The following is an 11,107-nucleotide window of genomic DNA, read 5'->3' on the forward strand; positions in this document are numbered from 1 at the left end:
TAAGCGGGCCATGATGCCCGCTTTTTCTTTTTCTGTAAGCTTGTTAGAATCAGCTATCCATCTTTTTTATCTTATGCCAATGATTAATCCCGAATTTTTGTTCTCGTTTCTCGGCGCCAGTTTTTTGATTGCCGTAGCTCCTGGGCCTTCTAACGCATTTTTAATGGCACAAACCTTTGCCAATGGCAGAGCTGCGGGCCTGCAAAGCGCATTCGGATTTGCACTTGGCGGCGTTGTGCACACCTTTTTTGCCGTCATTGGGTTAACAGCCATATTAAAGGCATCTGCAGTCGCTTATACCACGGTACAATACTTAGGTGCTGCATACCTTTGCTATTTAGGGTTAATGACCTTAAAAAGTACTTTTAACCAGCCTGAACCACACTGCGACGAAAAACCTCATGTCAGCACCAGTAAAAAGCAAAATGTGATGTTTCAAGCCATGATGACCGAAGTACTCAACCCTAAAGTGGCTTTGTTTTTCATTGCCTTTATTCCACAGTTCGTCGATCCGAGCTTATCATCAACGACATTTCAACTCGCATTTTTTGGCCTACTCTACCCACTTTTTGCTTTTCCAATCGACTGCACGTATATTTATTTCGGCGATAAAATTGCCAGTTACTTTCGTGAGCACCCACAAACCCAAATTTGGATTGATAGAATCACGGGGCTGGTCTTTATAGCCTTAGCAATTAACCTACTAATTTAAGAGCACTTATGGAACAAAAACAACAAGCCCTACCTGCCAAGAAAAATATCGCCCTTGTTGCCCACGATGGCAAAAAAGCGGCACTGCAAGCGTGGTGTGAAAAGCATCAAGGTATTTTAAGCAAGCACACACTTTATGGTACAGGTACAACAGGCCATTTGATCGAGCGCACAACAGGGCTTGAAGTCATTAAATTATTAAGTGGTCCAATGGGTGGCGATCAGCAGTTAGGTGCTAAAATTGCTGAGCATGAAGTGCATATGTTGGTCTTTTTCTGGGATCCACTCGCATCACAGCCGCATGATCCAGATGTAAAAGCACTCCTACGTTTAGCCGCCGTGTGGAATATTCCTGTAGCCTGTAATGAGGTCAGTGCCGATATGCTTTTAAGCTCACCCATGATGGAGAGCGAGCTTAATCGAACACTACCTGATTACGAGAAATACTTAGCAACACGCCAAGTTACGTTGTAGTCTTTATAAATGAGCACATTTAGCGATAAAGCTTATGTGCCCATTTAGTTAAGCCAGCAGTTACACTGCCAAAGTGGTCCCCATTGAGCATCTCAATTCCACCTAAATGAGCTTTTAACGCCGCTTTAATTAATGGCGACTGAGCACTGCCTCCGGTTAAATAAATAACGTCAGGTGTTGTACCGGCATCCGCTATGGCTTGTTTAGCTAGCCTTACTATCTGGCTTATAGAGTCATCTACCGCTAAAGATAGATCATTTAACGTCAAGCACTGACTTAACTCTGGGTCTAAAAACCCTAAATCAGCGGTAAATTCGTTACTTGACGATAGTGCAATTTTTGCCGCTTCCCCCTGCTGTACTAATTGGTGACCTTGCTTATTTTGCTGTAAATGAATTAAGCGCTTAAATAACTCAGGCTGTTGCACTTCACGTAGTTGTGTAACAAGCTCTCGATGGTGTGCATCACTGTAAAACAAGCTCTGTAGATTAACATCATTGATTTTACAGGCTTGCCAAAACGGTTGATTAGGCAGCACAAGACCCGATTTAAACTCAGTGCCTAAACCAAGCAACGGCATTAAACCATGAAAGCTCAGCGCGATATCTAAGTCATTACCGCCAACACGCTTTCCGCTGTGAGCTAAAAAATCGTTATCACGACACTCACTTTGTCGAAAGCTCGGCCCCATTTGTACAAATGAACAATCGCTAGTGCCTCCGCCAATATCTACAACCAATACTTTTTGGTCTTCCTGCAATGAAGTTTCATAATCAATCCCTGCCGCTAGCGGCTCATATAAAAACGACACCTCCTTGAATCCAGCACGCTTTGCTGCTCGCTCCAAAATGCCTAGTGCTTGTTGATTAGATTCTTCACCACCGACTGATTGAAAGTTTACCGGTCGTCCAATGACCGTTTCTGTTAGTGACTCTTGCAGTGATTGCTCGGCGCGCTGTTTAATTTTTAAAATCATCGCCGTTGCAATGTCTTCAAAAAAGTTAATTTGTCCTTGTTTCAAGCCCACAGCACCAAAGAATGATTTAGGTGACTTTACAAAGTAACCTTCTTCAGGAAATTGCACATACTCGCTAATTGCTTCACGACCTATAAATAAGGTCTCATCGCCTGCTTGAATATCTAAGTCGGATTTAACGCGAGGTAAAGTATTAAGGAGCGCTTGACGCTGAGTTTTAAAGTCGTGCTCAAATTGGCTACCAGCTAAATGCTTTGCTACAAAATCAACAACCAACGCGCTGTGATGAGTATAAAGTGTTGAAGGTAAATAGTGTTTGCCTTGCTCAAGTGGCACTAAAGAGACTTGTTGCTCATTATTCATTACACCGATTGCGCAATTAGAGCTACCATAATCAAAGCCTGCAAACATCGTATTACCTATACATCAATAAAAAGGCCGCGAAATTTACCATAATTACAGCTGTTTTTGAATGTCTAAAGTTTATAAGGCATTTCGCTCACGTAAAAAGCTGGCGAAACGTGGTAGCCCATGTTTGGTAAAACCATGGTATTTGTAGGTAACGGTACTGCCTATTGCCGGAGGAAATTGCCGCTGATGGTCTGAAAACCCCGAGCCAATTTTAAACTCTACGCCTTCAGCGCTGCGCACCTTAAGTGCACCTAACATATTCTTATACTTACCTTTTCCCGGCAAATGCGCAATAACAATCGCCTCGGCATCAAGATAGGGTTTAAGTTTTAATAAAGCGTCACTGCGTCCAGAGCGATGCACCGCAGACGCTAAATGTAGCATGACTCCTTCAGCACCATTTGCTATTAAATCATCCATGTACAAACTAAGTTGATGATTACTTTCGAAGCGTTTTTGTTCTACTGCTACTATGTGTTTAGCGTTTAACTGCGCTACCAATCCTAGATAATTTTTATAACGCTCGCTAAAAGGGATGCTAGAGTCTGGCATATCAAAAACCATATAACTTACATTCTGCCAGTCGTTATCAACGGGAAGCTGTGTTCGAATAATGCCGCTCAGGTTAGCGAAGTCTTGACGTTTGCTCCAAAGTTCGCCGTCTAGCCAAACCTTAGGTAAAGGAGCAGTAAACCAAGCAGGCGCATTAATCGTATTTCCTGCTCGGGTTAGAAACTGAGTGCCAGTCCAGATTGCACGTACACCATCGTACTTTTCACTCACGAGGTAATCACTGACAATAACACTATCAGCGTCATATACTTTAGCGAGTTGAACTTTTGGTGTTGCCACAGCGATTGCTGTAAATAGGCTACAGCACAATAAAGTAACGAGTCTGCGAAATAGAAAGATCATAAATGCATCCCTGCAAAAAATCATTTTCTAAACTATAGCTTACTTTGTACCCATTTTAGAAGATCTTTTAGATTCTCGAACTTTCCTGCCGCTTTACTAAAGTCATGCTCTAATGTGAAGTGATTTGGTACAGCAAACACAGGCACGTTTGCGTTACTTGCAGCGCTTACACCAGTGAATGTATCTTCAACTGCAATTGCTTCATCTGCCTTAATCTGTAAAGTATCAAGAGCGAGTTGATATGGATCGCCTGCAGGCTTGGGGTTTATCACATCATCTTTCGTGACCACACAATCAAACCAATCAAAAATGCCATAGCCTTTTAAAATAGGATACGCTTCATCTTTAGCACTACCCGTTACTAACGCCATTTTTAAACCGCTCGCTTTAATTTCTTCTAAGACTTCTTTTGCGTAAGGCATAAACGCTGGCAAATTCGAGCTCACGAAGCGACCAAATGCAGCATACTTATCATTTGTTAATTGTTCAGGGCTAATCGTAAGCTGATATTTTTCAACCACTTCTTTTGCGGCTTCAAGAGTCGGTCTGCCTGAAAAGCGTTGGCAAAATGTAGCCTCATCATATTGCACGCCAAAAGGCGCGAGTAAATCATTCCAAATATTAAAATGCACACTTTCAGAATCAACCAGCGTGCCATCCATATCAAATAATACTGCTTTTAAAGTCATCCTCATTCCTTCAAAGTTAAAGTAAAAAGGTGCCATTGGCACCTTTAATTAATTCAGCGTGATTATTCAGTTAAGCCCGCAGGTGGCTCAGCAAAGGCGTCTTCGCCTGTTTCTACGTCGACTAACTCGTAGCCACGTTGCTTTCTAACCACTTTTAAAACTGGCTTAGAAAACGCCGTTTTTAAACGATCAGCGTCAGCTTCTAGCTCTTCAACTGTATTGCCAAAAGGCGCTGCTCCAGTTTCTGACCAGTTAGTCACTTTACCATTTAAGTTATATTCAACTTCATGAATTTGATATTGTGCCGCTTCATCTTTTGTTGCTTCACAAAAAATCACACGGTAGTTCCAAAATCCAGCCATAGGTATTCTCTTTCTCTTAAATTAATCCTGCCACTTTAGCAGTTACCAACGCGATTATAAACGAAAAAACCCGCTATACAGCGGGTTTTAATAGGACTTATTATTTCAGCTTAGAAGAAGCTTACTTTGAACTCAGCACCGATGTAACGCTCTTCGTTCACCATTGCTGTGTTGTTATTGAAGTCGATAGCACCAATTGATTGTTGCTCGTCAAACATGTTACGAACGAATGCTGATACTTCATATTCGTTGTCGCCTTCAGCCCAAGCATAACCTGCACGTAAACCAACTTCTGTTAATGGCTTGCCTTCAAACTCAACTGACTCGTATAAGAAGTAGTTGATTTCGCTACGGTAAGACACGTCAGCGTAAGTGAAGAATTCACCGTCAGCAACTTCACGGCTATAACGTAATGTGACGTTAGATATCCACTCAGGTGCGTGTGGTAGGCTGTTACCATCTAAGATAGCACGGTCTTCAGGACCAAATGCACCAGGTACTTGGAATGTTGGATCTGTCACAGTACATTGTGCACAAACAGCAACGGCTAAATCTTTATCTTTAAGCTCAGTGTTGTTGTAGCTTAAGTTAAACGTCGCATTTAGGTTATCAGTTAATACCCACTCAGTGTCTAACTCAAAACCATAACCAGTTGTCTTATCAGCGTTAACTAGACGGTTAAAGTTTGCACCACCACCTACTGCTGTTAATTGTTGGTCATCCATTGTGTAGTAGAACACAGTCGCATTTACACGACCACGGCCATCAAGTACGTCTGATTTAATACCTGTTTCGAAAGATGTTACAGTTTCAGACTCTGCAACAGTTACTTCATCACCGAATAAGATACGACCTTGAATACTTGGAGCACGGAAGCTATTAGCAACACGCGCGTACCAGTTTACGTCGTCGTTGATCTTGTAGTTAGCAGATAAATCCCAGCTAACGTGATCGTCACTTGGGTTTTCTGTTAAGAATAACGCACCGCCACCAGCAGGGCTTAAAGTACGGTTTGCTGAGAATTCTTTTTCGTCATCAGAGTAACGAAGACCCGCTGTTACTTTTAAGTCATCAGTGATTGTGTAATCTAATGAACCGAATACCGCCCATGCTTTGGTATCTTGCTGCTGGATAACATAACCGTTTAACTCACCAGGTGTTGCACCATATGTGTCGTAGCTGAAGTTTTCGATTGTTAGCGCTTCGTCAAAGTAGAACACACCTACTTGGAAGTTTACGTCGCCAGCATAGTTGCTTGATAAACGAAGTTCTTGCGTGTATTGATCTTGATCTGGAATACCGTCAGCACTTTCAGAAGTGAACGGAATAAAACCTGGGCCCATAGGTGCTGTTGGGTCGTCTGCATTAAAGAAACCGTAACCACCGTCGATGTCAGCGCGTGAATAGATTTCAGCACTTTCCCATGCAGAGATTGACGTCAGTGTTAAATCGTTGATGTCCCACTCAAGCTTTAAGCTTGCGCCTTGTGATTCAACTTGCTGTGTAGCACGAGAAGCTGCATCGTGGAAAACCACATCGTGTTCAAAGCCGTCTACTAAATCGTTTGTACCTGCTTTGATTGCGTTACCACGGAATGCAATTGGCTTACCGTCCATATCACGCGTGTGGTAGTTGAATAAACCTGTGAAATCATCACCTTCATATAAGAATTGAACACGAGCCGCTTTCTCAGTGTAACCACCTAATACGTCGTCTTGCTCAAACCCTGGTGCGCGATTATCAATATAATCGTCTTTTTCTTGCCAAAGTACAGAAACACGTGTTGATAAACGGTCTGTTAGGCCACCGCCAACAGCACCTTCGAAATCAACTGCGCCACGGCTACCGTAAGATACTGAACCATAGCCTTCAAATTCTTGTGATGGTTTAACTGTATCAAATTTAACAAGGCCAGCCGGCGTGTTACGACCGAATAATGTACCCTGTGGGCCACGTAAAACTTCTACGCGTGCAACGTCAAATACAGGGAAACCTTTTAAGATTGCGTTTTCTTGAACGACTTCATCAACCACTAAAGAAACAGGTTGAGAAGCATTCAAATCAAAGTCTGTGTTACCTAGACCACGAACATAAAAGCGTGGGAATGAACGACCAAACGAAGATTCGATTGATAAACTTGGGATTTTCGCATTCATAAAGCGAATATCCATACCAGCTGAGCTGTAAGCATCTAAGTTATCACCTTGCAGCGCAGATACTGCAACAGGTACTTCCTGAGCATTTTCTACACGCTTACGAGCAGTGATTTGGATAACTTCTAGTTGGTTGTTTTTTGCTGCTGGTGCTTCGTCTGCAGCAAGAGTTGAAAATGAAGTACCTGCTACGGCAGAGAACAACGTTGCATTGATTAGGGTTGCTAACGTAGATCTTTTCATTGCTTTCATGTCGGGTTTTAACCTTTTTTATGCACTCTTATTCAACGGTGATGATGTTGCGTCAAATCATTTGACGGGCTCGGCCAATTTTTCGCGCCTTATAATAAGCTGCGCGGACCTCTAAATCGAGAGTGCAAAACGAGGTAAAGAGGCTGAACGAACGCTGACGATTATAACACTTTATGACACTTTTACTGCATTAAAAATTATAAATATACAATTTTTTTACAACAATTAGCGGCAACATCAAAGCATTTAGAAGAAATTATGCAACTATTTTACACTTTAGCGGACATATGTCCTGTTCAATATACAGCAACAATGTATAGAGAATATGTACAACTGAGAACTACTTTCATTTGCGACAGTTTTCATTACGACCCCACTACACGAGCAAATTCTGGCTTGGCTAATTCACAATTATGTTCGTTCAGCAAGCCTAAAATCGCCATATTTAACTCTTCAATTATTTCCATATAAAACGCAAAATCGACTGTCTCTACATAGCTTAGTACATCGATTTGTAAAGCCCAAGGCGTAAAACCTTTAAATCGCACTCGACAAGGCTCATCGGCAATATGTTCATGCTCTTTCAGTAGTACACGAACAGACGCCATAAAAGCATGTAAGTTTTGCTGCTCTGTTTTCGCGCTGAGCATTAACTTAGGTCGATATGAAATGCGTTCTCGCTCAGAAATATTTTCAAGCTGCATATCCACAAACTTAGCATTCGCTACATAAATTACCGAGCGGTCAAGTGTGCGTATACGTGTTGCCCTTAAACCTATCTCTTCAATTGTTCCGAGGTGATTGTCAAACTTACACAAATTACCAATTCGTACAGGTGCTGATGTATAAAGCGTGATTGCTGCAATGATATTTTCAACCGTTTTTTGTGCAGCAAGTGCGATAGCAAGCCCACCGATACCCAGACCAGCAAGTAAGGTCGTCGCGTTAAAGCCCAAATTCTCAAACCAGACAAATAACATAATAATAACGATACTGGTTTTTATGACGTTACTCACAGGCCTTAGCAAGAAAACAGCATGAGGTTTATCTTGGCGGATAAAGCGCTGGCTCAAGCGATGTTTCGCAATATCAACAATACGTATAAACACCCAAGTCCATGCTAAAAGCAACACCGTGGCGCCATGAATTACGGCCAAAAAAGCAATGGTTACATTAGACTCATCACTTAACGAACGCGACATTATTACTGCTATTAATAAACAGATTGGTCCATTGATAAAATCAACAATGTCTTGCTGTATGGGAAACTTTAAATGTACTAAAACAAAAGAAACAAGCCGTGTTAACACAATTGCGACAAGTACAAAGAAAACAAAAGAACATGCAAAGTAGACCCATTGCCACAACATTACACCTAAAAACTCAAAACTTGGTAAAGACTGATATAGCCACTCTCCTATGCGGTTATACCCATACTCTTCAATTAATAAGGGTATTTTGCTCACTGTCGCATTGGAAATTTTCCAAATCGTTTGCGTTCCTTCTTTATTAGGAACACGCTGTAATAAGATTTGCACTTTTCCTTGAGAAGTGGAAATTTCACCGACAAGATCGCGATAACTTGGTACCGCCTCATTTTTTTTGCCGTCAGGATTATTACTCAGGTTATCAATATCAACCCATAAAGTTCTATCTAAAATTAAAGATAGATTTTCAGCCAGTTTCATCTGACCAATGGCAGCAACCTCTTGCGGTAAGTTACGATAATCGAGGTAGTGACTAGCTAATTCAAAGTCGCGTGCCCGTGCAGCTGTTAAAAAGCCATACATTGTATTTCGCGGAGTAATTCGATTAAATTCATCGAAAAATGAAGTCTCATCAATTTGCAGACTAGTAAGTGAGCTCCCTACCTCTGCACTGGTCACTTCTTTTTTTTCATCAGCCTTTTCTTTATCATCTTTATCAATAAGTGACTTTATAGTGACCTCTGGCGAACTCATAGCGTATGCCTTCCCCCCTACTCCAGCCAAACAGATAACCAATAGGTAACACGTGACGCACAAAAAAGTTGTGGCTAAATTTTTCACTCTCTCATCCTTGTAGCAAGATAATAAATGGACTCAAATTCATAATATTAGATTAGAGCATGCTTTTTTAACTGTACAAATATTAATTAAATTCCTTTGCTTTAAGTAGCTTAAATGTTAGATCTATTAAAACGTGTTAGCCCCTCTAACCTAGGCAAAGGAACTTTTTATGCATATTTCAAATTCGTTGATTCCACATTGGTCATCACTATTTATTCATGGCGTGATTGCGATAATATTCGGGCTTTGTGGCTGGCTTGCACCCGAGGCATCACTTGCTGTTTTGATGTTTATTTTTGCTGCTTATTTCTTTGTAGATGGCGCAATTCGCGCATGGCTAGCTTTTGCTTCTAAAAAAGACAACCCATTATGGTGGATGCTACTTATTGGCGGCCTTATCTCGATTGCTGCGGCATTAGTCACTTTGTTTGCGCCCAATGTCACTGCTATTTTAATGTTATATTTTATTGCTGCATGGGCTATCGCAATGGGGGTAATTGAAATCATTATCGCCAGTAAGCTTCGCAAAGAAATCAGTAATGAGTGGATTTTAATTGCCAGTGGTGTCATATCCATCATTTTTGGTGCTTACTTAATGTTTAACCCTGGAGCAGGTATCCTAACCTTACTTTGGTTAGTAGCTACTTACGCCATTGTGTTTGGCACTATGATGGTACTGCTCGCATTTAAGCTTAAAAAACTAAATGAACAAGCGTAAAAAAAGCGGCTAAGCCGCTTTTTTATTTTTACTTTTGTGCACTTCGACGTTTTAAGGCAATTTCGCCATCGATATGAATATCGCGCTGCGGGAATGCGATGGTAACATCGTGCTCAGCAAACACTTTATATATACTGAAACGTAACTCACTTCGTACCTGTCGAAGAGGTGCTTCTGACTCCGCACATACCCAAAAGATAGCACTAAACGTTAATGAACTATCTGCAAAGTCATCAAATAAGACTGATGAGGCGGGTGTTTTTAAAATAGCCGGATGCTCATCTAAAATTTGCTTAATCAACTTTTCAACCAATACCACATCTGAACCATAAGCAACACCAACATTAACGGATGAGCGCGCATTACGATCAATCAGAGTCCAGTTAGTTACGGTATTTTCAAGCAGTTGGCTATTAGGTACTAACATATGCACACCATCATTACGACGAATGCGTGTAGAGCGTGTGTTAATTGTTTCAACAACCCCTTTTGCCGTCCCTACTTCTAGAAAATCACCAATACGTATTGGTCGCTCCCACATGAGTATCCAACCACTAATAAAGTTATTAATAATGTTTTGTGCACCAAAACCGACGCCGATAGCAATTGCACCAGAGACAAAAGCAAACGCTGTTAATGGAATATTGAGTACCTCAAGTGAGGTAAACACAAGCACCGCTATCGTAACGACAAGATATATACGGGTGAATAAATGAACAGCATCAGGACCTAGATTTTTTGCAAGTAATGCTTTTTTAATTAATCGACCAATCCACGTAACCACAAACCACATTAAAAAAAGCACCAAAGGCACTTGAATAATTTTTAGCACAGTAATTTGCACATCGTTATAAGTAAACAATACAAACGATAATGCAGATTGCAGATCAGCAAGGGTCATAAATTAACATTCCTAGTAAAAAAATGAATTTGGTTCAGTTGTGACTAAGTTTAACACGGCATAATAAGTGAAAACTTGGTAAATACTAAGTTCTTTATGCACGAAAAGCGCTAATTATTAACTATTATTGAACATAGATGCTATATAAATAGTGAGAACTATGAATAGCAAGAGGAGAGCACAATGTCACAAATGACACTTACACAGAAGCTAGCAACACTTCAGCCAATGGTTGATTTAAACTTATTTGAGTCGAGCCTAGATTACAGAAATCGTATTTTAAACTTACTTGCAGAACAAGAAAACACGTTAGCACTGATCAACAAAGAATTCGGAAATACGATGCCTGGAAATTTTGGCTCTGAGAAAAAGTTTGTACTGGGTTATAATTGATTCATGCATAACCATCGATGTATAAATCACACCAATTTATCTCATTATTACTTTACTAAATATTAAAGCCGTCCCATTTATAGTAAGACGGCTTTTTTGTGCAC

Annotated in this window: 11 protein-coding genes; 4 read left to right on the forward strand and 7 right to left on the reverse strand. The window is 40.8% G+C overall.

All coding sequences use genetic code 11. From position 1 onward, the window contains the following. The first annotated feature begins 79 nt into the window (after positions 1-79). On the forward strand, positions 80-712 hold the full coding sequence (locus tag NYF15_RS09940; protein WP_371353446.1) for a LysE family translocator: 633 nt from the start codon (positions 80-82) through the stop codon (positions 710-712). Positions 713-720: 8 nt separating this feature from the next. Next, positions 721-1,185 carry a methylglyoxal synthase gene (locus tag NYF15_RS09945; RefSeq protein WP_062570485.1) on the forward strand — a complete coding sequence of 155 codons (465 nt, stop codon included), beginning with the start codon at positions 721-723 and terminating at the stop codon, positions 1,183-1,185. 19 nt (positions 1,186-1,204) lie between these two features. Here NYF15_RS09945 and yegD read toward each other — a convergent pair whose 3' ends face one another. The 6 genes from yegD to NYF15_RS09975 form a co-directional block, all read right to left on the reverse strand. Continuing rightward, the gene (yegD, locus tag NYF15_RS09950) at positions 1,205-2,572 is read right to left on the reverse strand and encodes a molecular chaperone (protein ID WP_371353447.1); all 1,368 of its coding nucleotides are present in this window, start codon (positions 2,570-2,572) and stop codon (positions 1,205-1,207) included. A 72-nt stretch (positions 2,573-2,644) separates the two neighbouring features. Continuing rightward, positions 2,645-3,487, reverse strand: coding sequence for a DNA ligase (locus NYF15_RS09955; RefSeq protein WP_371353448.1), 843 nt, complete (start codon positions 3,485-3,487; stop codon positions 2,645-2,647). A 32-nt stretch (positions 3,488-3,519) separates the two neighbouring features. Then, a complete protein-coding gene (locus tag NYF15_RS09960) occupies positions 3,520-4,176 on the reverse strand; it encodes an HAD family hydrolase (RefSeq protein WP_371353449.1) in 657 nt (218 codons plus the stop codon). 62 nt (positions 4,177-4,238) lie between these two features. Then, complete coding sequence (locus NYF15_RS09965) at positions 4,239-4,538, reverse strand: hypothetical protein (RefSeq protein ID WP_062570481.1); 300 nt, start codon at positions 4,536-4,538, stop codon at positions 4,239-4,241. A gap of 110 nt (positions 4,539-4,648) precedes the next feature. After that, on the reverse strand, positions 4,649-6,943 hold the full coding sequence (locus NYF15_RS09970) for a TonB-dependent receptor (RefSeq protein ID WP_371353450.1): 2,295 nt from the start codon (positions 6,941-6,943) through the stop codon (positions 4,649-4,651). Between the two features lie 365 nt (positions 6,944-7,308). Next, positions 7,309-8,904 carry a mechanosensitive ion channel family protein gene (locus NYF15_RS09975; RefSeq protein WP_371353451.1) on the reverse strand — a complete coding sequence of 532 codons (1,596 nt, stop codon included), beginning with the start codon at positions 8,902-8,904 and terminating at the stop codon, positions 7,309-7,311. A gap of 256 nt (positions 8,905-9,160) precedes the next feature. On the opposite strand from NYF15_RS09975, the gene NYF15_RS09980 reads away from it, so the two are divergent. Next, complete coding sequence (locus tag NYF15_RS09980; RefSeq protein WP_130151215.1) at positions 9,161-9,709, forward strand: HdeD family acid-resistance protein; 549 nt, start codon at positions 9,161-9,163, stop codon at positions 9,707-9,709. Positions 9,710-9,737: 28 nt separating this feature from the next. On the opposite strand, the gene NYF15_RS09985 is transcribed toward NYF15_RS09980, so the two are convergent. Then, the gene (locus NYF15_RS09985; protein ID WP_130151214.1) at positions 9,738-10,610 is read right to left on the reverse strand and encodes a mechanosensitive ion channel family protein; all 873 of its coding nucleotides are present in this window, start codon (positions 10,608-10,610) and stop codon (positions 9,738-9,740) included. 183 nt (positions 10,611-10,793) lie between these two features. On the opposite strand from NYF15_RS09985, the gene NYF15_RS09990 reads away from it, so the two are divergent. Continuing rightward, on the forward strand, positions 10,794-11,003 hold the full coding sequence (locus tag NYF15_RS09990) for a hypothetical protein (RefSeq protein ID WP_130151213.1): 210 nt from the start codon (positions 10,794-10,796) through the stop codon (positions 11,001-11,003). Positions 11,004-11,107 lie beyond the last annotated feature (104 nt).

The sequence above is a fragment of the Pseudoalteromonas sp. 68 DY56-GL68 genome (assembly GCF_041414825.1).
Lineage (GTDB): Bacteria > Pseudomonadota > Gammaproteobacteria > Enterobacterales > Alteromonadaceae > Pseudoalteromonas.

What these genes read in the sequence shown, in the direction of transcription:
- NYF15_RS09940 (WP_371353446.1), top strand. Translation starts at nt 80, where the DNA reads ATGATTAATCCCGAATTTTTGTTCTCGTTTCTCGGCGCCAGTTTTTTG.
- NYF15_RS09945 (WP_062570485.1), top strand. Translation starts at nt 721, where the DNA reads ATGGAACAAAAACAACAAGCCCTACCTGCCAAGAAAAATATCGCCCTT.
- yegD (WP_371353447.1), bottom strand. Translation starts at nt 2,572, where the DNA reads ATGTTTGCAGGCTTTGATTATGGTAGCTCTAATTGCGCAATCGGTGTA.
- NYF15_RS09955 (WP_371353448.1), bottom strand. Translation starts at nt 3,487, where the DNA reads ATGATCTTTCTATTTCGCAGACTCGTTACTTTATTGTGCTGTAGCCTA.
- NYF15_RS09960 (WP_371353449.1), bottom strand. Translation starts at nt 4,176, where the DNA reads ATGACTTTAAAAGCAGTATTATTTGATATGGATGGCACGCTGGTTGAT.
- NYF15_RS09965 (WP_062570481.1), bottom strand. Translation starts at nt 4,538, where the DNA reads ATGGCTGGATTTTGGAACTACCGTGTGATTTTTTGTGAAGCAACAAAA.
- NYF15_RS09970 (WP_371353450.1), bottom strand. Translation starts at nt 6,943, where the DNA reads ATGAAAGCAATGAAAAGATCTACGTTAGCAACCCTAATCAATGCAACG.
- NYF15_RS09975 (WP_371353451.1), bottom strand. Translation starts at nt 8,904, where the DNA reads ATGAGTTCGCCAGAGGTCACTATAAAGTCACTTATTGATAAAGATGAT.
- NYF15_RS09980 (WP_130151215.1), top strand. Translation starts at nt 9,161, where the DNA reads ATGCATATTTCAAATTCGTTGATTCCACATTGGTCATCACTATTTATT.
- NYF15_RS09985 (WP_130151214.1), bottom strand. Translation starts at nt 10,610, where the DNA reads ATGACCCTTGCTGATCTGCAATCTGCATTATCGTTTGTATTGTTTACT.
- NYF15_RS09990 (WP_130151213.1), top strand. Translation starts at nt 10,794, where the DNA reads ATGTCACAAATGACACTTACACAGAAGCTAGCAACACTTCAGCCAATG.